The sequence below is a fragment of the Streptomyces cavernicola genome, from assembly GCF_029968035.1.
Taxonomy (GTDB): Bacteria; Actinomycetota; Actinomycetes; order Streptomycetales; family Streptomycetaceae; genus Streptomyces; species Streptomyces cavernicola.
The window spans coordinates 238,976-264,700 of sequence record NZ_JASCIQ010000006.1 but is presented as its reverse complement, the minus strand read 5'-3'; the positions used below and the strand labels follow the sequence as shown (position 1 = coordinate 264,700).

24 protein-coding genes are annotated in these 25,725 nt (G+C 72.3%); 13 read left to right on the top strand and 11 right to left on the bottom strand.

Translation table 11 applies throughout. The features are described 5' to 3' along the window. Positions 1 to 625: acyltransferase family protein (locus QIS96_RS08510; protein WP_282541806.1), on the top strand; the 625-nt coding region annotated here is incomplete at its 5' end. Between the two features lie 48 nt (positions 626 to 673). Here the strand turns inward: QIS96_RS08510 and QIS96_RS08505 are convergent. From QIS96_RS08505 to QIS96_RS08490, 4 genes are all read right to left on the bottom strand, one after another. Beyond that, positions 674 to 1,441, bottom strand: a complete 768-nt coding sequence (locus tag QIS96_RS08505) for an enoyl-CoA hydratase (protein ID WP_282541805.1) — start codon at positions 1,439 to 1,441, stop codon at positions 674 to 676. A 125-nt stretch (positions 1,442 to 1,566) separates the two neighbouring features. Then, positions 1,567 to 2,343 carry an SDR family NAD(P)-dependent oxidoreductase gene (locus QIS96_RS08500; protein ID WP_282541804.1) on the bottom strand — a complete coding sequence of 259 codons (777 nt, stop codon included), beginning with the start codon at positions 2,341 to 2,343 and terminating at the stop codon, positions 1,567 to 1,569. A 361-nt stretch (positions 2,344 to 2,704) separates the two neighbouring features. Further along, positions 2,705 to 3,475, bottom strand: a complete 771-nt coding sequence (locus QIS96_RS08495) for an IclR family transcriptional regulator (RefSeq protein WP_282541803.1) — start codon at positions 3,473 to 3,475, stop codon at positions 2,705 to 2,707. A 263-nt stretch (positions 3,476 to 3,738) separates the two neighbouring features. Beyond that, positions 3,739 to 4,362, bottom strand: coding sequence for a hypothetical protein (locus QIS96_RS08490; protein ID WP_282541802.1), 624 nt, complete (start codon positions 4,360 to 4,362; stop codon positions 3,739 to 3,741). A gap of 439 nt (positions 4,363 to 4,801) precedes the next feature. On the opposite strand from QIS96_RS08490, the gene QIS96_RS08485 reads away from it, so the two are divergent. After that, on the top strand, positions 4,802 to 4,957 hold the full coding sequence (locus QIS96_RS08485) for a hypothetical protein (RefSeq protein WP_282541801.1): 156 nt from the start codon (positions 4,802 to 4,804) through the stop codon (positions 4,955 to 4,957). A 209-nt stretch (positions 4,958 to 5,166) separates the two neighbouring features. Beyond that, positions 5,167 to 8,397: an amidohydrolase family protein gene (locus tag QIS96_RS08480; protein ID WP_282541800.1), complete on the top strand. Its 3,231-nt coding sequence runs from the start codon at positions 5,167 to 5,169 to the stop codon at positions 8,395 to 8,397. A gap of 71 nt (positions 8,398 to 8,468) precedes the next feature. Here the strand turns inward: QIS96_RS08480 and QIS96_RS08475 are convergent, their stop codons facing one another. The 3 genes from QIS96_RS08475 to QIS96_RS08465 all read right to left on the bottom strand — a co-directional run bounded on the left by QIS96_RS08475 (position 8,469) and on the right by QIS96_RS08465 (position 10,930). After that, on the bottom strand, positions 8,469 to 9,173 hold the full coding sequence (locus QIS96_RS08475; protein ID WP_282541799.1) for a ribonuclease H family protein: 705 nt from the start codon (positions 9,171 to 9,173) through the stop codon (positions 8,469 to 8,471). Positions 9,174 to 9,189: 16 nt separating this feature from the next. Next, positions 9,190 to 9,405 carry a hypothetical protein gene (locus QIS96_RS08470; RefSeq protein WP_282541798.1) on the bottom strand — a complete coding sequence of 72 codons (216 nt, stop codon included), beginning with the start codon at positions 9,403 to 9,405 and terminating at the stop codon, positions 9,190 to 9,192. Between the two features lie 268 nt (positions 9,406 to 9,673). Beyond that, entirely contained in the window at positions 9,674 to 10,930 is a 1,257-nt protein-coding gene (locus tag QIS96_RS08465) for a hypothetical protein (RefSeq protein ID WP_282541797.1), read from the bottom strand. A gap of 148 nt (positions 10,931 to 11,078) precedes the next feature. On the opposite strand from QIS96_RS08465, the gene QIS96_RS08460 reads away from it, so the two are divergent. After that, the gene (locus QIS96_RS08460; protein WP_282541796.1) at positions 11,079 to 11,729 is read left to right on the top strand and encodes a hypothetical protein; all 651 of its coding nucleotides are present in this window, start codon (positions 11,079 to 11,081) and stop codon (positions 11,727 to 11,729) included. A 68-nt stretch (positions 11,730 to 11,797) separates the two neighbouring features. After that, positions 11,798 to 12,406: a hypothetical protein gene (locus QIS96_RS08455; protein ID WP_282541795.1), complete on the top strand. Its 609-nt coding sequence runs from the start codon at positions 11,798 to 11,800 to the stop codon at positions 12,404 to 12,406. Between the two features lie 91 nt (positions 12,407 to 12,497). On the opposite strand, the gene QIS96_RS08450 is transcribed toward QIS96_RS08455, so the two are convergent. Together QIS96_RS08450 and QIS96_RS08445 are read right to left on the bottom strand one after the other, a co-directional pair. Beyond that, the gene (locus QIS96_RS08450; protein WP_282541794.1) at positions 12,498 to 13,523 is read right to left on the bottom strand and encodes a DUF4436 family protein; all 1,026 of its coding nucleotides are present in this window, start codon (positions 13,521 to 13,523) and stop codon (positions 12,498 to 12,500) included. A 680-nt stretch (positions 13,524 to 14,203) separates the two neighbouring features. Beyond that, positions 14,204 to 14,734, bottom strand: coding sequence for a winged helix-turn-helix domain-containing protein (locus tag QIS96_RS08445; RefSeq protein WP_282541793.1), 531 nt, complete (start codon positions 14,732 to 14,734; stop codon positions 14,204 to 14,206). Between the two features lie 366 nt (positions 14,735 to 15,100). Here QIS96_RS08445 and QIS96_RS08440 point away from each other — a divergent pair, with 366 nt between their 5' ends. The 3 genes from QIS96_RS08440 to QIS96_RS08430 all read left to right on the top strand — a co-directional run bounded on the left by QIS96_RS08440 (position 15,101) and on the right by QIS96_RS08430 (position 18,311). Next, positions 15,101 to 15,559: an RrF2 family transcriptional regulator gene (locus tag QIS96_RS08440; protein WP_282541792.1), complete on the top strand. Its 459-nt coding sequence runs from the start codon at positions 15,101 to 15,103 to the stop codon at positions 15,557 to 15,559. A 180-nt stretch (positions 15,560 to 15,739) separates the two neighbouring features. Continuing rightward, positions 15,740 to 16,717, top strand: coding sequence for a sulfite exporter TauE/SafE family protein (locus QIS96_RS08435; protein ID WP_282541791.1), 978 nt, complete (start codon positions 15,740 to 15,742; stop codon positions 16,715 to 16,717). A 109-nt stretch (positions 16,718 to 16,826) separates the two neighbouring features. Then, positions 16,827 to 18,311 (top strand): acyl-CoA dehydrogenase family protein, encoded by a 1,485-nt coding sequence (locus QIS96_RS08430; protein WP_282541790.1) that lies wholly within the window; start codon positions 16,827 to 16,829, stop codon positions 18,309 to 18,311. Between the two features lie 118 nt (positions 18,312 to 18,429). On the opposite strand, the gene QIS96_RS08425 is transcribed toward QIS96_RS08430, so the two are convergent. Then, complete coding sequence (locus QIS96_RS08425) at positions 18,430 to 18,579, bottom strand: hypothetical protein (RefSeq protein WP_282541789.1); 150 nt, start codon at positions 18,577 to 18,579, stop codon at positions 18,430 to 18,432. Positions 18,580 to 18,658: 79 nt separating this feature from the next. Between QIS96_RS08425 and QIS96_RS08420 the strand changes: the two genes are divergently transcribed. The 3 genes from QIS96_RS08420 to QIS96_RS08410 all read left to right on the top strand — a co-directional run bounded on the left by QIS96_RS08420 (position 18,659) and on the right by QIS96_RS08410 (position 22,195). Then, complete coding sequence (locus tag QIS96_RS08420) at positions 18,659 to 19,114, top strand: hypothetical protein (protein ID WP_282541788.1); 456 nt, start codon at positions 18,659 to 18,661, stop codon at positions 19,112 to 19,114. After that, entirely contained in the window at positions 19,107 to 20,312 is a 1,206-nt protein-coding gene (locus QIS96_RS08415; protein WP_282541787.1) for an MAB_1171c family putative transporter, read from the top strand. Before QIS96_RS08420 ends, QIS96_RS08415 begins: the two co-directional genes overlap by 8 nt. Positions 20,313 to 20,737: 425 nt before the next feature. Next, complete coding sequence (locus QIS96_RS08410) at positions 20,738 to 22,195, top strand: alpha-amylase (RefSeq protein ID WP_282541786.1); 1,458 nt, start codon at positions 20,738 to 20,740, stop codon at positions 22,193 to 22,195. A 57-nt stretch (positions 22,196 to 22,252) separates the two neighbouring features. Here the strand turns inward: QIS96_RS08410 and QIS96_RS08405 are convergent, their stop codons facing one another. Next, entirely contained in the window at positions 22,253 to 24,103 is a 1,851-nt protein-coding gene (locus QIS96_RS08405; RefSeq protein WP_282541785.1) for an alpha-L-fucosidase, read from the bottom strand. A gap of 445 nt (positions 24,104 to 24,548) precedes the next feature. Between QIS96_RS08405 and QIS96_RS08400 the strand changes: the two genes are divergently transcribed. Next, a complete protein-coding gene (locus QIS96_RS08400; RefSeq protein ID WP_282541784.1) occupies positions 24,549 to 25,190 on the top strand; it encodes a Type-2Aa cytolytic delta-endotoxin in 642 nt (213 codons plus the stop codon). A gap of 49 nt (positions 25,191 to 25,239) precedes the next feature. Beyond that, the gene (locus QIS96_RS08395; RefSeq protein WP_282541783.1) at positions 25,240 to 25,680 is read left to right on the top strand and encodes a VOC family protein; all 441 of its coding nucleotides are present in this window, start codon (positions 25,240 to 25,242) and stop codon (positions 25,678 to 25,680) included. Positions 25,681 to 25,725 lie beyond the last annotated feature (45 nt).

The following is a 25,725-nucleotide window of genomic DNA, read 5'->3' as shown; positions in this document are numbered from 1 at the left end:
TGACGACCTCGACCTCCAACGCGTCCTGCAGTTTCTGCCGTTCTTCGTGCTCGGCCTCTGCCTGAAGCCGGAGCACTTCCAGCTCGTGCGCCGCCGCGAGGTCCGGTTGCTCGCGGTGCCGGTGTTCGCGTGCGCGCTCGTCTTCGCGTACTGGGCGGCCCCGCGCATGAACGCCGCCTGGTTCTACCGCCGCGACAGCGCGCAGGAACTCGGCGTCCCCGGCTGGGTGGGCGTGCCGATGACCCTCGGCATGTTCGCCTGCTCACTGATCCTGGTCGCCTGCTTCTTCGCCTGGATCCCGCGCCGCCACTTCTGGTTCACCGCCCTCGGTGCGGGCACCCTCTACGGCTACCTGCTGCACGGCTTCCTCGCCAAGGGCTCCCGCTTCTGGGACTGGTACGAGGCCGACTGGATGCACACCCCGCTCGGCGCGATCGCCCTCACGTTCGTCGCCGGGGCGATCGTCACCGTGCTGTGCACCGCGCCCGTGCAGCGTGCCTTCCGGTTCGCCATGGAGCCAAAGATGGAGTGGGCGTTCCGCAGGGACTCCGCGGCGCTCGACAAGTCCGCGCCGGGCGGCGGCCGTTCACGCTCCCGCGCCCGGCGCAAGGTCCGCAGGGGCTGACGGTCCGCCCGGCGACGGTCGTGGTCGCCTCGAACGGTTGCGGTCGCCTCAGCCGCCGAGTTCCTTGCGGAAGGCGTCCAGGCGCTCGCGGGTGTCCGGCAGACCGAGGGACCAGAGCTGCTCGCGGGTCTCGTCGGCCAGTACGTCGTCGTGCCCGCGGCCGTCGCCCGCGGTGCGCAGGGTCTGCTTCGTACGGCGGAGCAGCTCCGGGTCGACGCCCCGCGTGCGGCCCGCCAACTGCAGGGCCGCGGTGAGGAGTTCGTCGTCGGGCACGCAGCGCAGGACGAGGCCGGCGGCGGCCGCGGCGGCGCCGTCAAGCCGCTCGCCGAACAGCACGAGCGCTGCGGCGGTCTGCGGGCCGACCAGGCGGTGCAGCATCCAGGTGTGGCCGCCGCCCGGGTGCAGCCCGATCTTCAGGAAGCGGGTGTCGAACCAGGCGGAGGCCCCGGCGATGCGGACGTCGCAGGCGAGCGCGAGGTTGAACCCCGCGCCCACCGCCGGGCCGTTGACCGCCGCCACGGTCGGCAGCGGGGAACGGGCCACGCGCAGGAAGCCGTCATAGACGCGCCGTACGCCCGCGGAGTCGCCGTCGGCCGCGGCGAGCAGATCCGCGAGGTCGGCCCCGGCGCAGAAGGCACTGCCCGCACCGGTGATCACGACGGCGGTGACCTCGGGGTCGGCCTCCAACTCGTCGAAGGCCGCGCAGACTCGGTCGACGAGGGCGCCGGAGATGATGTTGCGGCGGCCGGGGTCGTTCAGGGTGAGCAAGGCGGTGCCCTGGTCCACGGTCACGTCGAGGAGATCGCTGTCGCTCATGGTGCGCGGTGCCTTCCTGTTCTCTCGGGTTCTGGGGGTGTTTGGGGTGCTTGAGGTTCCTGAGGTTGTTCTTGGGGCTGGCTCCCGCAGACCGTACGGCACGCCTCGCTCGCCCTGCCCGGCGCTCACTCCTCCCGTGCGCTCCGAAACACCGTGTTCACGCCGAGCAGTCCGCCGTCCACGCGCAGCGTCGTCCCCGTGATCCAGGAGGCGTCGCGGGAGGCCAGGAAGGCGACGGCGGCGGCGATGTCCTCGGGCTCGCCGACCCGGCCCAGCGGATACAGCCGGCGCACCTCCTCCAGGCGGTCCTCCCGCCCCGCCCACGCCGAGGTGCGCACGGTGCCGGGGGCGACGAGGTTGACGCGTACGCCGCGCGGTCCCGCGTGGTCGGCGAGCGTACGGGTCAGGGAGGCGAGGCCGGCCTTGGCCGCGCTGTAGGAGTGGTTGCCGAAGGAGACCTCGCCGTTGACCGAGCCGATGCTGACGATCGCGCCGCGGCCCGAGGCCTCCAGGTGGGGCAGGGCGGCGCGGGCGCAGCGGAAGGCGCCGTTCAGGGTGATGTCCAGGTCGCGCTGCCAGGACTCGTCCGGCTCGTCCTCGAAGCGGGGGAGGTCGACGGTGCAGGAGGCCGCGTTGTTGACGAGCACGTCCAGGGTGCCGAAGCGGGCCACGGCGTGCGCCACTGCCGCCTCTACGTCGGTGCGGGAGGCCACGTCGCAGGTCAACGCCTCTGCGGTGGCGCCCTGTTCGCGTAGGGCGGCCGCGGTGTGTTCGGCGGCTGGGCCGTCGATGTCGGCGAGGAGGACTCGGGCGCCCTCTTCGGCCAGGCGGGCGGCTGTGGCTGCGCCGATGCCTCGGGCTGCGCCGGTGATCAGTACTCCGTGTTCCTCGAAGCGGTTCATTCCGGGGTACGTACCCGCACCGTCGACTGGGTGCACCTCGGGTCACTCCCCGCACCGTCGACCGGGTGCACCTCGGTCACTCCCCTCCCCGCCCCTTCCCGAAAGCCTGCGGCAGCTTCGGGGCTCCGCCCCGGACCCCGATCCCGTCGTTCGACTGCCGCGCCGTCGCGGCCGATCGCGCAGTTCCCCGCGCCCCCAATCCCGGACCCCCATCCCGTCATTCGGCTGCCGCACCGTCGTGGCCGATCGCGCAGTTCCCCGCGCCCCCAACACCTCGCGGCTTCGCCGACGGCGGTCTTTCGGGAAGGGGGGGAGGGGATCGATTCGGCGGCCGGCCGACCGGGGTCGACCGCTTCCGGGATCAAGCTCCGCGGTGGCCCAGGCGGACGGAGAGGTCCGCCGCGCCCTTGGCGACGAGGTCGGTCAGCTCGCGCTCGCGGTCCTCGCTCCAGCGCACCATCGGCACGGAGATGGACAGGGCGGCGACGACGGCCCCCGAGCTGTCGCGCACGGGCGCGGCCACGCAGCTGACGTCGGGGTTGGCCTCGCGGTGCTCGACGGCTGCGCCCCGATTCCGTACGGTGGCGAGTTCCGCGCGCAGCTCGTCGAAGCCGGTGACGCTGTTCGGGGTGAGCGCGACCAGCTCCCCGCACTCCTCGAGGCGCGCCTCCAGCTCCTCCTCTGGCAGCGCGGCGAGCAGCATCTTGCCGACGGCGGTGCAATGGGCGGGCAGGCGGCGGCCGTTGGCGGAGACCATACGGACGGCGTGGGTGGAGTCGACCTTCGCGATGTAGATGACGTCGACGTCCTCAAGGATCGCCATGTGCACCGTCTCGTCGCAGGTCTCGGCGACCTCCTGGGCGACGCGCCGGCCCTCCGCCGCCAGGTCGAGCTTCTCCGCGTACCGGCTGCCGAGCTGGTGGTTGCGCACGCCGAGCCGGTAGCGGCCGGGCGCCTCGGGCACGGGCACGAGGTACGAGCGGGCCGCGAGGGTGGTGACGAGCTCGTGCACGGTCGTACGGGGCAGGCCCAGTTTGCGCACGATGTCGGGCGCGGAGAGCGTGCCGTCGCCCTCCAGGAAGAGTTCCATGATGTCCAGCGCCCTGGTCACCGCCGGCACGAGTCGGCCCATGTCCGCTCACCCACCCCTCAACGTCGTTCGCCTCGTCCGATACCCGGATGCTGCCGATATCGCGAACACACGCTGGACACAGGCGAGTTCGGCGGCAGTCCGTCCCGTCGCTCCCTGCCCTCCCCGCCGCCCGTTGACACCCTTCGGGCTGCGGAGGGCCCGCATGACGACGACTGCCGCGCGAGCACGGCTGCCACATGACGACGGCTCCGGACCGGCCCCCGTGCGGGGCGTCGGTCCGGAGCCGTCGCGCGTCGGATACGTCAGGCCGCGTGGGCGTACTCGCAGGGGCAGGCCTTGTACGCGAGGCCCAGCTCGCCGTCGACGGCCGCGCTGGTGCGGCCCGCCGACTCGACGACCTGCTCCCAGGAGCCGTACTTGGCGTACAGCTGGTCGGCGGTCGGGCCGAGCGGGTTGCCGTACTTCTTCAGGTTGCGCTCCTCCAGGGCGGCGACCTCGGCGGGGGTCATGCCGGCGCGGGCGATGTCCTTGGCCTCGTTGCGCATCCGTACCAGCTCGCGGGCGACGGTCTCGGGGTTCGCCCCGGCCTGCTCCAACTCGCAGCGCCTGCGGCCCATGTCGGTGAGCAGCCCGTGGTAGCGGACGCGCACCTCACGCGCCTGGAACCGCTCGGCGGGCGTCATCTCCCTGATCCGGCAGACGACTTGCTCCTTGCTGGTGCACGCCTCCCCCTCCTGCGCCGGTGGTGCGAGCGAGGGAGTGCCCACACTGATCGATCCGCAGGCGGACTGCGGGCAGTGCAGGCCCGCCTGGTGCGCCTGCGCGGCGTCCGCGGCCGGTACGACGGCGGTGAACAGGGAGACGGCGGCGAGCGCGGGCAGCAGGAAGCGGCGGCGCAGCGGCGCGAGGGTGGGGATGAGTGACATGCCGTCATCGTTGTGCGACCGCGCCCCGCCGACCGTACGGCACGCCCGTGATCACCCGTACGGGATCTGCCAGGGAGACGCCCCTGGGCCCGGTCCCGGAGCGGGGAGAACTGCTCGGCAGCCCGCTGCGGCACCACGAGGCGCGTGCGCGCCCAAGCTGTCCGCGCAGCACACACCGACGGGTACAGGGTTCGGCGCACGGGGAGGGCCGGGCGTGACGCTCGACGCGGGGGATCCGGAGTAGAACGGGGCCTGAGCCGCCGCCCGTACGGAGCGGCCGAGTTGGGGCAGTCCGGCCACGAGAGAGATCGACGGGAGAGATCCATGGGAGGGATACATGGGAGGGATACATGGGAGAGATCGATCACAGCTTCGGGCAGGTCGGGTGCCGTACGGTGCCGCGGTGACAAATGCAACGAGCCTTTCCGGAAGCACACGTATGAACATGACCAAGACCCCGCAGCCGGCCCCGCCGTCCCCCGCGTCCGCGGCCCCGGCGTCGAGCACGCCGATCTATGACGCGCTGGTGCGCGAGTGGTACGCGGAGGGCCCGAGCGCCGACCGGCAGCGGGACGACGCCGCCGACGCCGCGTAGGCCCACCGGTCCGACCCGGTCCGGTCCGGCCCGGCGAACTGGCCGGAATTGGCCGGTCCGCAGCCCTCCAACGGCTCAACCTGGTGTTCCGCGCGCCCCGCAGGCCTGGGCAGACTCCTCCGCACACGTGATCACGGTGTACGTGTGCAAGGCCCCGCTCCGCCCGTCGGGTGCTCGGCATCGAGCACCGCGCTCCCACTGGAGGACCGTTGGACTTCCCGGACGCACCCCAGGCCCACGCCGACACCGGCCTCGCCGACACCGGCCCCGGCGACGTCAGCAGACGTCGCTTCCTGCAGGGCGCCGCCGCCACCGCCGCCCTGGCCTCGACCGTCGCGCTCCCCCGGCCCGCGGCCGCGGCCGCCGGGAGCGAGGTCGGGTACACGTTCACGGCCGCGACCAACGGCGCGGCGACGCTCGCGCCGGACGGCGCGGTGGTCGCCGAGGTGCAGGGCGTGCTGTGGTCGGTGCCCCGCTCGGGCGGCACGGCGACGCCGCTCACCCCGGCCGATCTCGAACCGACACGGCCGGTGTTCTCACCCGACGGGAGTCTGCTCGCGGTCTGCGCGTACCGGGGCGGCGCGTTCCACCTGTGGACCCTGCGGCCCGACGGCTCGGACCTCACCCAGCGCACCGAGGGCCCCTGGGACGACCGCGGTCCGGCCTGGTCCCCGGACGGCCGCCGGATCGCCTTCGCCTCCGAGCGCGGCGGCGACCCGGTGACGGGCAGCCCGTACCGGATCTGGGTGCTCGACCTGGACTCCGGCGCGCTGACCCGGCTCACGGGCGTGCCGGAGCAGAACGGCCCGCACCAGGACGGCCGTTGGGAGGACTTCGACCCGACCTGGTCCCCGGACGGGGAGCGCGTGCTGTTCGTCCGGGCCCGGGTCCTCCCGGCGGCCGCCGGTCTCGACGCCCGCACCGTGGCGTCCGTACGCGCCGACGGCACCGGACCCGTCACGACCGAGTACGCCGAGGAGCGCACCGGCACGCAGCTGGCCGCGCCCGCCCTCTCCCCCGCCGGGCGGCTCGCGGTGCTGCGCACCACGCCCGCGCCGAGCGCCTCCTGCACGCTCATGGTGGCGGGCGCGGCCGTCGCGGTGGCCGGTGACGTGCATCCGGTGCCGCCGCGCTGGACCGGCCCGGACGAGCTGCTGCTCACCGTCGACGGCGAGTTCCGGCTCGTACGCCCCGAGCAGCCGGAGCGATACGAGGCGATCCCGTTCCGCGGCGAGCTCTCCGTGGACCGGCCGCGCTACCGCGCCAAGCGGTACGACCTCGACCCGGGCGGCAGCCGTCCGGTGCGGGCGCTGCATCTGCCCGCGCTCTCGCCCGACGGCCGCCGGGTCGCGTTCGGGGCGCTCAACTCCCTGTGGCTCGCGGACACTTCGGGCGGACGGCCGCCGCGCCGCCTGGTCAGGTCCGAGGCCACGCGGTACGCGCTCGCGCCGAGCTGGGCCCCGGACGGCCGCTCCCTGCTCTACTCCGACGACCGCGACGGGCTGCACGCCGTGCACCGCCGCGACCTCGACTCCGGCCGCGAGGAGGTGCTCGTGGGCGGCGGCCGCGTGCACCCCGCGCTCTCGCCGGACGGGCGGCGGCTCGCGACGCTCGACATGGCGTACAACCTGATGGTCCTGGACCTGGACTCGGGCGAGGAGCGGAAGGTGGCCGCGCCGCTCGGGGCGGGCGGCGCGCCGGGGCGGCCCAGCTGGTCGCCAGACGGCCGGCACATCGCGCTCTGCGATCTGGCGCGGCTCAACCAGCGCTTCCGCGAGGGCTACAACGTCATCCGCATCGTCGACGTCGCTGACGTCGCCGACGGCTCCTCGCGCCTGCACGCACTCGCCCCGCACCAGTCGCTCTCCGACCGCTACGGCAGCGGCCCGGTGTGGTCGCCGGACGGTCGGCACTTCGCGCTCGTCGCCGAGTCCGCGCTGTGGCTGCTGCCGATCCGGCCGGACGGCACGCCCGACGGGACGCCGAAGCTGCTCGGCGACGAGCCGGCCGACCACCCGACGTGGTCGGCGGACGGCCGCCGGATCCTGTACCAGTCGGCTGGCCGGCTGCGCCTCGTGGACATCGCGACCGGTGTCGCCCGCACGGTCCGCGTCCCGCTCGACCACCGCCGCCCCACGCCCGCCGACACGGTGGTGCACGCGGGCCGCCTCTGGGACGGCACGGGCGGCGACGACTCGGTGCGCGAGGACGTCGACCTCGTGATCAGCGGCGGGCGCATCACCGCCGTAGAGCCGCACCGGCCGGGCCGCGCCGCCGAGCGCCGCGTCGACGCGTCCGCGCACACCGTGCTGCCCGGCCTGTGGGACGCGCACACCCACCCGTGGCAGGCCACGTACGGCGGCCGCCAGACCGCGCTGCAACTCGCGTACGGCATCACCACCGCCGTCTCCTTCGGCGGCTTCGCGTACGAGCAGGCCCGCCTGCGCGAGGCCGTCGCCGCCGGCGAGCTGGCCGGGCCTCGGCTGCTCACGACCGGCGAACTCCTGGACGGCCCGCGCCCGTCGTACGGAATGAGCCGGGCGCACACCACGAAGGCGGGCCTGCGCCGTTCGCTGCGGCGCGGGGCGACCCTGGAGTGGGACTTCGTCAAGACGTATGTGCGCGCGCCGGGTTGGGTGATGGCGGAGGCCGCACGGTTCGCGCACGAGGAGCTCGGGGTGCGCGCGGGCAGCCATCTGCTCTCGCCCGGCATGCAGCTCGGCCAGGATCTGACGACCCATCTGCAGGCCACGCAGCGACAGGAGTTCGGGCGTTCGCTGACGGCGGGCGGCCGTTCGGCGCAGGACGTCACGGAGATCTACACGCACGGCGACTTCCATCTGGTGGCGACGCCGTTCACGGCCGCCCCGCTGGTCGGCGCCGATCCGGCGCTCGCGCGCGACGAGCGGGTGACGCGGCTGATGCCGCCCTGGGACGTCGCCACGGTCGAGGCGGCGGCCGGGAAGCCGCCCACCGAGGCCCAGTTGGCGACGATCCGCTCCGAGGTGCAGATCTACCACCGCATCCTGTCCGCGGGCGGCCTGGTCGCCCTGGGCACGGACCAGCCGCTGGTGGCGGTCGGCCTGCACCTGCACCTCGCGCTGCGCGCCCTGCACCGGTACGGCCTCTCGCCCGCCGAGGCGCTGCGCACGGCCACGGTCCTGCCCGCCCGCGCGTTCGGCGCCGAGCAGGATCTGGGCACACTTCAGGCGGGGCGGTTCGCGGACCTGGTGGTGGTCGACGGGGATCCGTTCACGGACTTCGACTCGCTGGTGCGTACGGAGTCGGTGCTGCGGGGCGGAGTCCCGTACACGCGAAGGGAGTTGGTGGCCGCGTTCCCCGAGCCGACGCCGCGCCGCCTCGACGCGGCGACGCGGGAGCACTGGCAGGAGGTGGGCGAGCGGATGCGGCGCGGGAGCTGCTGCGACCTCTCGCACTGAGGGGTGAGGGGTGGAGGGGCTCGCTCCGGGCCCCTCCACCCCGCTCCAGGCTCCGGTCGGCTACCGGCCGCTCAGCTCGCGGGGCTCGCTTCCCGACACGCCTCGTGGCCCCAGCCTCGGGCGATCTTGGTGATCTTCTCGCCGACGTCGTACCGCGACTGGCAGTGGCTGCAGCGGCCCGGGAACTTCGCCTTGATCACGGCGCCGCCGCCGGTGCGCGGGGACCGGCCCGCGGCGGCCTTCTTGCGGGGGCGGGCGGCCCGCGGCTTGTCCTCGGTCTGCGGGCTCGGCTCCGGGAAGCCGTCCGCGCCGTGGGCGGTGCCGGCTGCCTGCTGCTCGGTGGCGGCGACGCTGGCGGCGGCGTCGGCGATGGCGTTCAGCGGGTCGCCGTCGACCTGGTGCGCGAGGACGTGCACGAACTTCACGTCACGGCCGTCGAGCAGCGCGTCGATGCGGACGACGAGCTCCTTGTTGGCGACGGGCTTCTTCGAAGCGGTCTGCCAGCCGTTCCGCTTCCAGCCGGCGATCCACTTCGTGACCGCGTTCATCGCGTACTGGGAGTCCATCCGGATCTCCAGCGGCACCGTCGGGTCGGTGGACTCCAACAGCTCGGCCAGCGCGGTCAGTTCGGCCACGTTGTTGGTGGTGACGCCGAGCGGGCCCGCCTCCCAGCGCTGCGGGACGCCCACGGGGTCGGCGAGCACCCACGCCCATGCCGCCGGGCCAGGATTGATCTTCGCAGCGCCGTCACAGGCCGCGATCATGCGTTCAGACATCCCTCGATCGTACGCGTCAGAACAGCGGCAGCTGGCCGGGGAAGTCCGGCACCGCATACCCGTCCAGGGTGCGCTGCCCCGAGGCGAGGGCGACTCTGCGCTTCGAGCCGGGGCAGGACACCAAGGACTCCCCGCCCACACCGGCGGGCGGATCGTGGCGGGACAACCGGCCCGCCACGACGGCGATTTCACGAGCACACTCGGGGCAGGCCCGGCGCGGAGACGACGACATGCCCCCAGTGTGCCCGGCGCCACTGACAACCGGGGCGGGGCCCCAGGGCACCCGGGCGGGCACCCCCCCTGCGCCCGGGGGCCCGCTACGCCCGGGGCCCTCGATACGCCGGGGCCCTCGCCGATCCCTGCGGATCAGGCCGAGGGCCGAGAACTCGCGGGTCGGCGCACCGCACGCGGCAAGAGGGCGTGCCCGGGAGCGTCCCCCGCCCGGAGACGGACAGAGTCCGCGGGTCCGCGAGGAGCCGAGGGGCGGGCCGGCCCTCGGGCTACTGCTGGCCGTCGCTCGCCTTGCGGAGGGCGGTGAGGCAGGCGCCGATGGCCTGCTGCAGCTCTTCGAGGCGCTGCACCATGTCGTCCTCGTAGATGTCGTCGGCGTCGTCGAGGGTGAGCTCCTCGAACACCTTCGTCGCCTTCTCCAGGCTGCTGTAGAACTTCGTCCGCCGTTCCTGGACCCGCAGTTCGGGGTCCCGCTCGACGGCCTGCTCCACGGCCTGCGTGGCGAGGTCCTTGACCGTGTCGTACGCCTCGGTCGTCCACTCGCCGACCTCTTCGTCGTCGTCCAGCTCGTCGAGCAGGGACAGGTGCCGCTCGGCCTCCTGGCGCAGCTCGGCGGGGGCCTCCACCTTCTGGCCCGCCGGGGTCTTCAGCTCGCCCTGCTCGGCGATCTGCCGTACGAACCCGATCCGGTCGGCGGCCTTCGCCTCCTGCGCGACGGCCTTCTTGAGGACGTCGGTGCGCGCGATGTCGCGGGCCAGCTCGGTCTGCAGCGCCGGGTCCTCCTTGATCCGGTCGAGCAGCGCGGCGCGGGCGGCCTGGGCGGTGGAGGGGTCGGCGAGGATCGCGGCGCGCAGCGCGGTCGGGTTCTCTGCGACCTCCAGGGCCTTGGTGGGGCGGATGCCCTCGGCCTCGGCGGCGGCGGTGATGGCGGTGCCGCGCACGGACGTCGCGCTGTTGCGGGAGACGTAGTACCGGAGCCAGGCGTCCGCGTCCGGCAGGTCGATCTCGGCGCCCGGTTCGAGGGCCTCGAACTGCGGGACGAGACCGTCGTCGGCCGCCGCGTCCCAGGCCTTGTAGAACCGCATGACGCGCTCCGGGGAGCAGCCGGCCAGCTCGCCGAACCGCTTCGCGGACACCTTCGGGGTCTCCCCCGAGGCCTGCCCGCCGGGCCGTACGCTCCGGGCCACCTTGAGGGCGAACGCCCAGCCCCCGGTACGGGCGTAGACGCCGAACTCGTGGGCGTCGCGGGCGATGCGCTCGTCCACGGCAGAGGGTTCGTCCACCTCGGCCGCTTCGGCCCCCTCGCCATCCCCTGCCGGCTCGTCGTCCGTCGCCGGCTCGTCGTCCGTCGCCGGCTCGTCGTCCGTCGCCGGGGTCCACTCCGCGCCCGCCATCAGCTCCGCGTCGGCTGCGGTGACCGGCTGCTCGGCGGGCTCGGCCGCGGCCTGCTCGGGCACGTCGGCCGGGCTCTGCTGCGGGTCGATGGGCGCGGAGTCCGACGTGGCGGGGGCGATCGCTACGGTCACAGGGAGCTCTCCTGAACTGCATTCCGACGACAACGAACAAAGCACGCATCTTATGCGCACCGGGTCGACGCCGACCTGTGTACGGCCGTCGAAGTGAGCCCGGACACGTGTCCTAGACTCGCAGCACCCGAAGCAGGAGCCGTGACAGATGCCATCCGCCGTGCAGGTCCCGCCGGACGCGTGCGCCTTCGATCACGCCGCGACGCGTCGCCACTGGCAGCGGGCGCGGCTGCGGGCCGGGGCGATGCTGCCGCTGGTCGTCCTGCTGCTGCTCGCCACCCTGACGGTGATGGGGCTGCTCGGCGACCGGCAGGAGTCGCCCCCGATGTGGATGCGGATCGCCGGGTTCGTCTGTGTCGTGGCGGCGCCGTTCGTGTTCGCGGCGGCGCTCTACTCGCTCGGCCCGGTGCTCCGCCTTCGCCGGATCCGCCGGGTCCTGCGCGAGTACCCGTGGGAGTACCGGGCGGCCGTACGCCCCTGCCCCGGTGTCAAGGACGTGATGGCGCTGCCCGTGCAGCTCAGGACTGAGCCGGGCGGCGACTGGTCGAAGGCGATGCGCGCCATCAACCCGCTGCAGCGCAAGCGCTGGACGGGCGCGATGGAGCAGGGCGCGTGGTTCGCGGGCGACCCGGAGCTCGGCGGGGTCATCGCCGAGCCGGGCGGCCGGGAGCTGATGAGCCTCGAGCGTGGTCGTCGTACGCCTCTGGACGAGTACCGGGCGATCGCCCGCGACAAGGAGCGGATGACCCGCGCGAAGCGGGCGGGCCTCGCCTCCCTGGGCGCGGGCCTGCGCGGCTGATCCGGCCGCCGCCCGCACCCCTGCCCCTGCCCCTGCTTTGAACAGAGCAGTGACGACTTGGAGTCTGCGTGTACACACAGATCGCCCCGCCGCTGACGCAGCACGCGTTCGACGACCCCGGTACGCAGCAGCACTGGACCCGGACGTTCCGCAGGACGCTCACCAACTTGCTTGTCCGGGTGGCGATTTGGGCGGCTCTGCTGATCACGTCCAAGGTGGCGGAGGACGACACGATCGCCGGGGCCGCATCCTTCTTCTTCATGATCTCGGCCTTCCTGCTGCTCGGCCCGTCCTTCAAACTGCGGTGGCTGCTCGTCGTCCGCCGGGTCCTCCGCTTCGGCCCCTGGCGGGCCGCCACCGCCGTCCGCAGGCCCGACGTCAAGCACCGGCACGGCAAGGCCGTGGAGCTGCTCATCGACTACGAGTACGGGGACGGCCCCGAGCAGCACGCGGGCGGCGGCTCGCCTGTGCTGCGGAAGGAATCGGCGGGCCCCGAGGGCGGCGCGGCGGCGGTCGCGCCGGGTGCGGTGCTCGCCGGTGCGCGCACCTGGCGGGGTGGCATCCCGTGGACGGACGAGCTGTCCCACGGGGCCTGGGTGGTCCTGGGCCCTCGGCGTCAGCCCGTACTCCTTGCCCGGCCGGGCGGCTCCGGCTTCATGACGCTTCACGGTTCCTGACGCTTCACGGTTCCTGACGCTGCACGGTTCCTGAGGCTTCACAGTTCCTGACCCTGCACGGTTCCTGAACGCTGCAGGGTTCCTGAGCTCCTCAGTGCAGCCCGCCGCGCACCCGGCTTCCGGCCGGTGTGCCGCGGCGGCGCAGGCGTGCCGTACGGGAGACGTTGGCTTTGCCCGAGAGCAGGGGGTCGACGGGGCCGCCCGTGCGGTGTTCCAGGTGGATGCCGTGGAAGACGAGGCGCGTCAGGCTGAGCGCGATGAGCGCCTCGGCCCAGTAGAACGCGGCGTAGTCGAGCAGGCAGCCGTTGGGCGGGGAGCCCGGGGCCGCGTTGCGGAGGCCGACCAGGGCGAACAGGCTCGCCGCCATCCAGCCGAGCGCGGGCCAGACGAGGCCGCGGCGCTGGCCGACGACGAGCCAGCAGGCGACGGCCACGGCGAGGGCGATCGACCACATCGCGGCGATCATGAACGAGGCCATGATGAACGTGGAGCGTGAGCGCTTCACCGTGCCCGCGATGCCGACCACCGCGTCCGCGTACTCGGTCGCCTTCGCCTCGATCGCGAAGTTCGGGTCCTGGTCGCGGTAGGTGAGGGCGATGGGCACGGTGTCCGAGCCGTTGGTGCTCGCGGTCAGCGCGAGGCGCGTCCCGTACCGGTCGAAGGGGTAGTCGGACGGGGTGCCCTCGGAGAGCGTCAGCTGGAACTCCCTTCGCCAGACGGGGCTCTGCTTGTCGAACTTCAGCTCGTCGTGGTCCGGGTCGTTGGTGTAGACGGTCATGTCGGTGTCAGCGTCCCCGACGGGGTTGGCGTACTTACCGTGCGGGACGGCGTGGAGCTGCAGCGTCATCCGCCGGTCGCCGGGGTTGGTGCGCTGCACGGTGACCTCGACGTCGAGGCGGTCCTCCGAGTGGGCGGCGCCGACGTGCACGGGGGTCTGGCGTACCTCGCGCTCGTCCAGGTAGAGGGCGACTCCGGTGGCGAACAGGGCGACCAGGACGACGAAACCGATGAGGGCGCCGCGCCAGGGCAGCTCGGCGGTGCGGCGGCGGGCCCGTTCGGCGGCGGGCAGCAGGGCTTGCACGCTGCGTGCGGGGCGCCGTGCGGCGGGCTGTGGCATGCGTCGATCCTCGGCGGTTGCGCTGCGGCGCGCCGCGTGTGGGCACCCAGTTGGCCGCGCGGGGGCCGCCCCTACCGGGGCACGAGGTCACCGAGCACCCCCGGCCCCCGCTCCTCAAACGCCGGAGAGGCTGAACCTGCCCCCACCCCACCCCACCCCATGCCGGGTGGGGCTGAATTTTCCCCCGCCCCCCTCAGAGGCCAGGGGCTGACTTTGCGGACTCGGGCTGGCTTGCCGGGGGCGCGGGGAACTGCGCGATCAACCACGACGGCGCGGCACCCGACCGACAACAGAGATCCAGGGCGAAGCCCGGTTCTTCAGGGGCGGGGAACTGCCCGACCAGCCACGACGAACCGGCAGCCGAAAGACGACCGGGGTCGGGGCGAAGCCTCGGCGGGATTCCGGGGCAGCGCCCCGAAGGCGGGGGCAGGGACGGCAACCCAAGCCCCAGAAGCAGCCCCCGAAGCGGGGACGGGGCGCAGCCCCCGAGGCAGGGGCCCAGCGGCACAGCCCTCAGAGCCGTCCGCCGAGCCCACGCGACGCCAGCCGCAAATGGACACAGTCGGGAAGGGGCGGGGTGGGGAACACATCGAGCCTGTCCGGCGATTGAGGACGCGAGCCCGCAGGGCGATGCCGGGCCCCGGGCCGAAGACGGAGATGGAGACGGGCACGGAGAGGACTCAGGACGCGTCCGGCACGTACTTGTACCCAACCCGCCGCACCGTGACGATCCGCCCCCGATACCCCGCCCCGAACTTCCGCCGCAGCCGGGCGACATGAACGTCCACCGTCCGACCGTCACCGATGTGCCCGTGCCCCCACACACGCTCGACGAGATACTCCCGCGAGTAAACCCGCCGAGGATTCCGGACAAGCTGAGCGAGCAGCTCGAACTCCAGGTAGGTCAGGTCGAGTTCACGCCCGTCGAGCACGGCGACGCGCCGCTCGGCATCGATCTGCAAAGGGTCGCGCTGCGCAGCGTCTCGCTGCAAAAGGTCGCGCTGCACAGAGTCACGTTCAGGCGCGAGCGCCCGCGCCTCGGGCTGGATGCCGCTGCGCGCGAACAGTTCCGTGGGGTCGGTGCCCGCAGGCAGCAGGACCAGGTATCCGACGAACTCGCGCGCATCATCCTCGCGTACAAGCCGCAAATGGCGCGGAGTATGCAGGACATTCGCGGTCACAGGGGTGCGGCTGGGTACGGCCGTGGTCATGGCTTCTCGATTCGCTGGGGCAGGTGAGTTCAGGAGGAGGAGAGGGGGAGACGAGCAGTTGGACGCGCGCCGTCAGCCGCGGCAGCAGGCAACGCAAGGAGCACACCCCACGCACGCCGCGCTGGCGACGCGACGGAAGTCGACGTGCCGGCGGCGTACGAGCGGCTGCTGCTTGCGTGACATGGCGTCCTTACTGCGTGCCCTCATGGACCCGCGTCGAGTTGGCTCAGCCAGGGTGACTCGGCGACAGCACACTGCACCACCGCAGTACCGCAGCCAACACCCTTCCCTATCAGAGTAGTAGGAAATGCCGCGGCTCCGCCAGTGGGCGATCCCACGCACAACCCCGTGGGCGATAATGCGGCCATGCGCATCTCAGCCAGAGCGGACTACGCGGTACGGGCAGCCCTGCAGCTCGCGGCCTGCACGGACAGCGGCCCCGTGAAGGCCGAGGCGATCTCCGCAGCCCAGGAGATCCCGCACAAATTCCTCGAGGGCATCCTCAACGACATGCGCCGCGGCGGCCTCGTCACCAGCCAGCGCGGCGGCAACGGCGGCTACCGGCTCGCCCGCCCGGCCGCGGAGATCAGCATCGCGGACGTGATCCGCACGGTCGACGGCCCGTTGGTGTCGGTGCGCGGAGTGCGCCCGCCCGAGCTGTCGTACTCCGGCCCCGCCGAGTCGCTCCTGCCACTGTGGATCGCCCTGCGCGCCAACGTCCGGCAGGTCCTCGACGGAACCTCCCTGGAGGACGTGGCCTGCTCCGGACTGCCCGCCGACGTCAAGAAGTTGGCGGAGAACCCGTCCGCCTGGACGAACCCCTGAGCGTTCGAGACGCCCCTCCCGCCGTCGGCGAACCGTCTCCGTCCGCACCCTCCTGACCTGCACGGTCCCGAATAACAAGACAGGTACGTCCACTTACTGAACACCCCCTTGCCTGTACGGCACTTCACGGACACTATCCCTACCAATCCAGTGGGAAAACTAGGGAAGGTACGTGCCGTCGTGAGAACGCTCATCCTCTTGGCCCTGGCCGGGCTCGGCGCCCAACTCGTGGACGGCAGCCTCGGCATGGCCTATGGCGTCACGTCCACCACCCTGCTCCTCGCCTTCGGCACAAACCCGGCGGCCGCGTCCGCGACCGTGCACCTGGCGGAGATCGGCACGACGCTGGCCTCCGGCGTGGCGCACTGGCGCTTCGGCAACGTCGACTGGCGCGTCGTCGCGAAGATCGGACTGCCGGGCGCCGTGGGCGCGTTCGCCGGCGCCACCGTCCTGTCGAACCTGTCGACGGAGCTCGCCGAGCCCGCGATGGCCCTGATCCTGCTCGGCCTCGGCGCGTACGTGCTGACCCGGTTCACGTTCCTCGGCCTGCCGACAGGCAACCTCGGCAAGCCGCTGCGCAAGCGGTTCCTCTCCCCGCTCGGCGTGGTCGCGGGCTTCCTCGACGCCACCGGAGGCGGCGGCTGGGGCCCGGTCGGCACCCCGGCGATCCTCGCCAGCGGACGCCTTGAGCCACGCAAGGTGATCGGCTCGGTCGACACCAGCGAGTTCCTCGTCGCCGTCGCCGCCAGCCTCGGCTTCCTCTTCGGGCTCGGCTCGGAGGGCGTCGACCTGGCGTGGGCGGGCGCCCTGCTCGTCGGCGGCCTGATCGCCGCGCCCATCGCGGCCTGGCTGGTCCGGCACGTGCCGCCGCGGCTGCTCGGCTCCGCCGTCGGCGGCATCATCGTCCTCACCAACGTCCGCACGCTCCTCAAGAGCGACTGGCTGCAGGCCACGGACGCCACCCAGTGGACGGTGTACGCGCTCATCTACGCGCTGTGGGCCGCAGCCGTCGCCCACTCCTTCCGCGAGCACCGCAAGCAGTCCCGGATCGCCCCGGAGACGGCGGACGACGCCGAGGAATCGACCGACCTCGCCGGCGAAGGCGCCGAGACCGCCGCGGTCGGGGCCCGGACGGGCGGCGGCAGCGGCAACGCCTGACGGCACCCGCCCCGCACCCATCAGCCCCGAACTCTCCGCCCACATCCGGGAGTTCGGGGCCATACCCAACCCCACACCCTCACCCCCCACGGCACCACGGAGGTCCACCGTGTCCGAAGCGTCCAGCGTCTCCTCGCAGCACCTGGACTCTCCCGGCGTGGACACACCGGCCCCCGGGTCCGCATACGGCCCCGGCCCCGCCGACCGCACCACCTGGCTGCGGATCGCCTCCGAAGTGGCCGACGATCTCGCGGTGGACGCCGCCGCCCGGGACCGGGCCGGGAAGCCGCCGTTCGACGAGGTGGCACGGCTGCGCGAGAGCGGCCTGATCGCCTTCCTCACCCCGCCCGGCCCCGAAGGCCGCGGCTGCGACTGGCGGACAGCGTGTAGCGTCGTACGGCAGATCGCCGCCGCCGACAGTTCCGTCGGCGAACTCCTCGGCAGGCACTACGTGTTGGCGTGGTCGCTGCGCCTCTTCGCGGGCGGGCGCAGAGCGGCCCGTATCGAGGAGCGCGCCGTGGCCGAGCAGTGGCTGTGGGGCGGCGCGACGGAGGCCGCCGAGCCGTGGTCGTCCGCCGAGCGCCTCACCCTCACCCCCGCCCGCGCGGGCCATCTCCTCGACGGGCGGCGCGAGTTGGCCTCCGCGAGCGCCGTCGCCGACCGGTACGTGCTCGCCGCGCCGCACGCGGACACGGGCGAGACCCTCGTCACCCTCGTCGACCCGGCGCACGCGGGCGTCACCTCGCTCACCCGCGACGACCGGCTCGGCCAGCGGCTCGCCGGCGCGGGCACGGTCACCTTCGAGAACGTACCAGTCACCGCGGCGCACGTACTCGGGCACGTGCCGCGCGACGAGCACGCCATCTCCCCGTTCACCGCGCTCGCCCCGCTCGCGCTGCGGCTGATGCTCGCGCAGGTCGGCCTGGGCAACGCCGAGGGCGCGCTCGCCGAGGCCCGGGACGTCAACCGGGCCTGGCCGCACGGCACTTCACTCCTCTCGGCTGCGCTCGGCGAGGCGACGGCCTCGGCGGCGCTGCCGCCGGGCCTGACCGTGTCCCACCCTGCCGCCCCCACCACACCCGGCAACGGCACCGCCACCCTCGCGACACGCCCTCAGCACCCGAACCACCTGCATCACCCACACGGCATGCACCACCCGCACCACCCGCACTCCGCGAACCCCACCGGCTCCGCCCCGTACGCCGATCCGCTGCCCGAGGACCCGTATCTGCTGCTCTCCTACGGGGAGTTGGCGACCTCGGCGCACACCGCCACGGCCGTCGTGGAGCGGGCCTCCGACGCGCTCGCGCGCGGGTTGCAGGCCGGCCCCGCGCTCGGCATCGACGAGCGGGCCGAGATCGCGGTCCTGGTCGCGGCCGCGGAGGCCGTCACCGCCCAGTCCACCCTGCGGATCACCGCCCGCATCCTGGAACTCACCGCCGCCGCCGACTCCACGGGGCGCGCCGGCGGCCTCGACCGGTTCTGGCGCAACGCGCGGATGCTGACCGCGCTCGACTCCCCCGGCCACCGGCTGCGCGCCATCGGCGACCACTACCTCAACGGCACCCCGCCGCCCCTGACCCTGCGCGCCTGACTCTGCACGCCTGGCCGTGGCCGCCTGGCTCCGGCGGATCCGGCCCGGTCGGCGTTCTTCTGCCACTTCCTCGCCGCACGTGTCTTGTTTTCTGCTGGTTCGGACTTCGCCCAGCCGGTTACATGGGGCCCGCCGGATCGCGTATTCCGTCGCCCTGCACGGAGAACTCGCCGGAGAACTCGCCGACCGTCCGAAGAGGTCGTACGAGAACTCCGCAGAGCAGTGAACTCCCGGCGTCCGTACGCTCAGGGAAGGGTTCTGGGGCCATAACTCACCGGCATATGCGGCTCGCCGCGAAGGGCCTTCTCGCGTGCCTGCCCGAGTTCCCTCGGCCGTGGAATGTCGATGTGCTGTGCCAGGAAATGGCGCGCCTCGGCGGCCGTCCGCTGACCCTGCACCCCGTCGACCTTCCGGAATTCCCCTTCGGCATGTGGATCGACGACGGTCGGGGCGACCGCATCCTGTACCGCTCGTCCGCCACCGGATACCACCGGGACCACATCGTGCTCCACGAGATCTGCCACCTCCTCGTCGCCCGCGAACAACACCCGGCAGTACGGCGGGTCGTGCCGCCCGCAGGCGGGACGCACGCAGCCGTGCCGGTCATGGCGCTGCGCGCGGCCGACCTGACGCCCGCGCCCGGCCCCGGACCCGGACCCGTACTGGCGCACAACCCCGCCGAGGAGGAGCTCGCCGAGACCTTCGCCTCGCTCGCCCTGAAGCAGGCCGGGCGGCTGCGGCCCCGCGACGTGAGCCCGGTCGAACGGCGGGTCGAAGAACTTCTTGGAGGAAGCCGTGCATGACGTCCCCGCCTGGGTCGAGACGATGCGCGGGGTGGTCCTCGCCGTCGTATGGGCCGTGCTCGTGCTGCGCGTTCCCGCGCTGCGACGGTCCGGTCAACGGCCGGTCTGGGCCGTGCTTCTGGTGCTCGCCGCCGGTTCGCTGCTCATCCAGGCCCAGGTGGGCGCCTGGGTCGACGAGGTCACGGGCGTGCCGAAGGCCGGCGAGCTGGCCGTCACGCTCATCGCGCTCACCGACTTCGCGGTCGTGTGGTGGTTCGCCCTGACGCTGCGCACCGTCGACCGGCCCACCCCGACCTGGCTGCGCCGCGCGCCCCTCGGCTGCGCCCTCGCCATGGCCGTCGCCGCCTTCGTGTTCTTCGCCCTCGCCGACGAGCAGGACCGGTACGGCGAGCAGGCGCACGGCTGGTGGGTGGCGTACGCGCTCACCTGGGTCGGGTACGGCCTCATCACGGCCGTCGGCGCGGCGGCCGTGTTCTGGCGGTACGGGCTGCGGATGCTGAGCCCGACGCTGCGCGCGAGCATGCTGCTGCTCGCGCTCGGCACCAGCGCCGAGGTGCCGTACCTGGTGATCCGAGGCATCCGCTGGTTCGACGCGGACGCCTCGCCCGCGCTCGCGCTCGCCGGGTTCTGGTGCTCCTTCGCGCGGTTCGTCCTGGTGGCGCTCGGCTGCTCGCTCGCGGCGATCGACCCGCTGCGCAAGGCCTCGCTGTTCTGGTACCGGCGGCAGCGGCTCTTCCGCCTGTGGCGGCTGCTGCGGCAGGCCACCCCGGAACTCCTCGTCGTCACACCGCAGTCGCGGCTTTCCGATCTGCTGACGTTCCGCAATTCCTGGGAGCTGCTGCACCAGCGGGTCATCGACATTCGCGACAGCATCATTTTCCTGCGGGACGGCTGGGCGTCGGAGGACCTCCTCCGCGAGGCCGCACGGCATATCCAGGAGAGCGAACTCCAGGAACGTGAACGGCTGTTGGCGACCGCCTGCTGGATCGAGGCCGCCCGCCGCGACGCATTGGCCGGGACTCCCCGCCGGCACGAGGAAGTACGGCTCGGGCTGCTCCCCGAGGTCCGCGGTTCGGAATCCACGATGCCGCGCGAAATCACCTATCTCGTACGCCTCTACCGATTCCTGAGCTCCCGTCACGTATCGGAATTCGCCGCCCGCGTGCGCCCGCCCGCTCAGGACGCGGCTACGAGCTGACACACCGTCGAGTGCTGTAAGAACTTACAGAGAATTTCACGGGGTCGTCTCGCCCCGCCTTCACCCGATATACCCCTGCCTTCTCTGCCCCATCCTGCGCAAAGGGTTGACCTCTTCGCCGGCCCGGGACTAACTTCGGCGCCGCACAGAGCAACAGGTTGCAAGACTTTGCAACCGGATTCACCCGCACACCATGGGGCCGTGGCGCGTCGGCCCTCCCACCGAGGAGGGTTGCATGGCTCATCCCGCACGATCGCCGTTCCGCAGGCCTGCCCGCACCCCGGGGCCGGTCCGCCGCTCCGCCTCCGCACGTACGCCGAATCCCCCCACCCACACCGGCGTAGCCGCGTACCAAAAGGCGCAAGTGGCGTGACCCTGCGCGCAGTTCACCCCCACACAGAGCCCCCACACAGAGAAGGATCTCCATGAGCAAGCTCAGCAGGTCCCTGGTCGCCGCCGCCGCGGCGGGCTCGGCCGCGCTATTGGGCGCCGCCGTGCTGCAGCCCGCGAACGCGAGCCCCGCCCCCGACGACGCGACCGCCGCCGCGAAGAAGAAGCCGAAGGCCTCGGCCGCCGCGGGCAAGGACGTGATCGCCAACCTGTGGTCGTGGAACTGGAAGTCGGTGGCCGGCGAGTGCACCGACGTCCTCGGCCCCTCCGGGTACGCGGCCGTGTGGGTCGCGCCGCCGCACGAGTCCATCGCCCACCCGGACGGCAACTGGTGGGACATCTACCAGCCCGTCAACTACGAGCTGAACAGCCGCTTCGGCGACAAGGCCGCCTTCGCCGCGATGACGAAGGCCTGCAACGACGCCGGGGTGAAGGTCTACACGGACGCCGTCGTCAACCACACCGCGGCCCTGACCGGCACCGGCTACGGCGGCACGCAGGTGACCGACAAGTACCAACCGGCGATGTACCAGCGCGGCGACTACAACGTCGACGTCTGCAACCGCACGATCAGCAACTGGAGCGACAAGTGGGAGGTGCAGAACTGCGAGCTGCTCGGCCTGCCGGACCTGAAGACGGGCAGTGACGCGGTCCGCTCGAAGATCGCCGGTTACCTCAACTCCCAGATAGCGCTGGGTGTTTCGGGCTTCCGCATCGACGCGTCGAAGCACATCCCGGCGGCCGACCTGGAGGCGATCGTCGGCAAGCTCGACACGACAGGGGACGGCTCGCGCCCGTACGTCTTCCACGAGGTGTTCCCCGGTCCGACGCCGCCGCCGGACGAGTACTACGGCAGCGGCAAGGTGCTCGACTTCTCCGCCGCCGACCGGCTCAAGTCCGCGTTCCAGGGCGACATCGCGTCCCTGAAGGACTTCGGCAACGGCCAGTTGCCCGCCGACAAGTCGGTGTCGTTCGTCACCAACCACGACACCGAGCGCGAGGGCCGCCACCTGTCCTACAAGGACGGTGACACGGCGGTGCTCGCCAACGTCTTCCAGCTGGGCTGGATCCACGCCGACCCGGCGGTCTACGCGGGCTTCACGTACGAGAACAAGGACGCCTCACCGCCCGCGAACGGCGACGGCTTCGTCACCGACACGGACTGCGGCAACGGCGCCTGGTACTGCCTGGACCGGGACCCGCGGGTGACCGGCATGGTCGGCTGGCGCGCGGCCGTCGGCGACACCGACGTCAGCGACTTCCAGTCCCCGCAGGGCAACGTCATCGGCTTCGGCCGCGGCGCGAAGGGCTTCGTCGCGGTGAACAACTCCGGCGGCGCGGTGACCGCGGAGTTCAGCACGCAGGTGCCCGACGGCACGTACCGTGACGTGCTGAGCGGGGACGCGGCCCGCGAGGTGACCGTCTCCGGCGGCAAGGCGAAGATCGAGCTGCCCGCGAAGTCGGCGGTCGCCTTCCACCCCGGCAACGGCTGACGCCCACCCGTGAGCCTGCGGCCGCCGCACCCCGCACCGGTGCGGCGGCCGCGGGGCTCAGCTGTCGTGCAACTGGGCGCGCGGCACGACCTGTTGCTCCTGGCCCGGACTGGACCAGAGCAGTTTCATATGGGCCTCGCCGCTCTGCTCCGCGTAGTCGATCCTCACCTTGTGTCTGGTGCCTGCCTTCAGGTCGACCTGGGCCTTGTCGACGCGCGGCCCGTGCGGGTCCCAGGCGTCGATGACCAACTCGCCGTCGATCCACACCCGCGCGCGGTCGTCGGAGACGGTGGCGAGGGTGTACGTCTCGGTGCGGCGGGGTTCGAGCGTGCCGGTCCAGCGGACGCCGAAGTCGTCCGACGCGATGTCCGGATGCGGTGAACCAGCGTATTTCCAGGCGTGGTTGACGTCGGCGTCGACCCGTGTGACCTTCGGCTCACCGGCGAGCTCCGCATTGTCGAACACCTCCTGCCTGAACCCCTTCCCGCTGCCCTCGGGGGCGGTCGGCCCTGGGTCCACGGTGAGTTCGACGACGGTACCGGTGGGGTTGGTCGCCTCACCGGAGGGTGTGAGCGCGTAGCCGTCGGCGGTCTTCGCGACCTCCACCTTCTGCCCGGAGCCGAGGACGCGCGCCGACTTCACCTCGAACGCGGTACGCGCCTTCAGCTGCAGCGCGCCGCCCGGCTCGGGCCACTGGGTGACCGCCGCGTACAGCTTGTCGCCCTTGCGGCTGACCGCACCCCACGACGGCTCCTCGACCAGCCCGCCGTACCGCGCCCCGTACACCGCCTCGCCCTGCCCGTCCGCACGCAGCCAACTGCCCATCTCCGCAAGGCGGTCGACGGACGGCTCGGGGATGCGGCCGCGGGCGTCGGGGCCGACGTTGAGGAGGTAGTTGCCGCTGCGGGACGTGGTGGCGAGGAGGTTGCGGACGAGGGTGGTGGACGACTTCCAGTTCTGGTCGTAACGCGCGTACCCCCAGTGCCCGTTGAGGGTCATGCAGGACTCCCAGAGCTGGCCGTCGACCGGCCCGTCCGGGATCTCCTGCTCGGGCGTGCCGTAGTCGCCGTCGACGACACGGCGTTTGCCGACGCGGTTGTTGACGATGAGCTCGGGGTCGAGATCGCGCAGATACGACTCCAGACGCTCCCCGTCGCGCGCGGTCCACGGATTGTGCGGGTTCTCGGTGTCCCACTCCCCGTCGAACCAGAGCAACGCCGGGTCGTACGCGTCGACGAGCTCCTTGAGCTGGGCGTACATCCGCTTCTCGTACCGGGGGAAGGTCGCCGGGTCGGGGAAGTCCGGGTCGTGCCAGTCCCAGATCGAGTAGTAGAAGCCGAGCTTGATCCCCGCGTCGTCGGCTTCCTTCTTCAGCTCGGCGAGGATGTCGCGGCGCTTGTCGAAGGCCGAATGGTCGCGCAGGTTCCAGGAGTTGACCTTCGTCGGCCACATGGCGTAGCCGTCGTGGTGCTTGGACGTGATGACGATGTACTTCATCCCCGCGTCCTTCGCCGCGCCCACGACGGCCTTCGCGTCGAAGTCCGCCGGATCGAAGGTCGCGGCCTGCTTCTCGTACGCGTCCTTCGGGATCTGGCACTCCCGCTGGATCCACTCGGCGTTGCGGCAGACCGTGCCGTCGGGCCGGGTGTACTCGCCCTCCAGATTCGAGTAGGCGCCGAAGTGGATGAACATGCCGAACCGGTCCTGCCGGAACCAGCTGGTGCGCCCGGAGGTGAACGGGTCGTCGACGGCATGGTCCGTGCCGGGGCCGGGCTCCGAACGGGCCGAAGTCCGCGCCCCGTCCGGCGCCGCGCCGGCCGCGGGCAGCGCCGGGGCCGCGAGCGCGGCGGTGAGGAGCAGGGTCAGTGCGGTGACTCTTCGCCTGGTGCGACTGCGGGGTGTGCGCATGGGGCGGCTCCCGTATTCGACTGTTTCGACTGTGTGCACCGGAGTGGAACTTGGCGGATCGCTGGGGACCGTAGAGACGAATACATCGGATGTCAACGGGGCCAACCGGCCATCGGAGGCGCGGAGTTGGCCGACATCTCGGCTATCGCTCCGATGTCTGCCGAGTCAACGAGGGTTCGCTGCGGAGCTCGCCGCGAAGGAAAGGGAACAGGGGCGGCCTGTCGCGCGGTTCGGGATGGCGGACTCCGAGCCCGAGGGGTCACCGTTCGACCGTCGCAGGTCGGCTGACCGTCCGCCCCGCGAGACGTGTGTGCCACACCACACCGCCAAAGGCATACTGTCGCCCGCCAGTTGAACGCGTGAGCCACATGCACCGCATGCGCCACATTCGCCGCATGAACGCATATGAGCCACATGCACCGCACGAGGTACAGGGGAGAAGCCGATGACGGACACGACGACGGACCACGACAGCGCGCAGGCCGGGCGGTCCACCGCCACCGTCGCTTTCAAGCCCCTGATCGCGGTGACCCCCGCGTGCGCCGAGCAGGCCGAGACCGCGGAGGCCCGCCTCCAGGCCGCGCTCGCCGAGGCCACCAGGTCCGGGTCCGACGGGTCCGGGCCGGCGTTCCGCTTCGGCCCGGTGCAGGCTGCGGCGAAGGACCTGCCGGGGGCGTCGATCGTCCGCATCATCCCCGGCTTCGGGCTGCAGGAGCAGGCCCCGACGCACGTCATGGTCCTCACGCTCCAGCAGGCGGTGCGCCAGGCGCTCTCGCTGCCGCTGGGCGACGACTCGTTCTGGGAGCGCGTCGAGGCGACCCTGACCAACACGTTCGTCGGCCTCGGCGACCAGCTGGACGCCCCGCACCTGGTCCTGCACGAGACGGACGAAGGCACGCGGTACGACTACCACCTGCTGTTCGCACTGCAGGACGAGGAGACGGACGGGTTCCTGTACGTGGTCGCGTTCTGCGTGCACGTGACGGTGGGACTCGACCGGAAGCAGGTCCTCGGCCTGTCGGTCACGGACACGGCGCCGTTCACGCTCGGCCTCGACGCGGTGTGCGTACGCCAGCCGCTCGCCTGAACACCCGCGAACTCCGCTGAGCGCTGAACTCCGGGACTACGGTGGCCGGATGGAACAGCGCATCAGCCTGATCACGCTCGGCGTCCGCGACCTGGCCCGCTCCCGCGCCTTCTACGAGGCCCTCGGGTGGCGTGGCCAGGAGGTCCAGGAGACCGTCTTCTTCCAGGCCGGCGGCCAGGGCCTGGTCCTGTGGGGCCGGGAGAAGCTGGCCGCCGACTGCGGGGTCGAGTCCGCCGAGGCTCCGGGCTTCGGCGGCATTGCCCTCGCGTACAACGTCCGCTCGGCGGACGAGGTGGACGCCCTCCTCGACACGGCCCGGCGAGCCGGCGCCCGCATCACGAAACCGGCCACGCTCTCCGAGCTCGGCTTCTACACGGGCGTCTTCCTGGACCCCGACGGCCACCCCTGGGAAGTCGCCCACAACCCGGGCTTTCCCCTGTCACCCGACGGAACACTGACGATCCCGGACATGTCCCCGCACGAGAGCTGATCGCGCCACCGACCGTGCGCGACGTAACGTCGACAGTGCACCTAC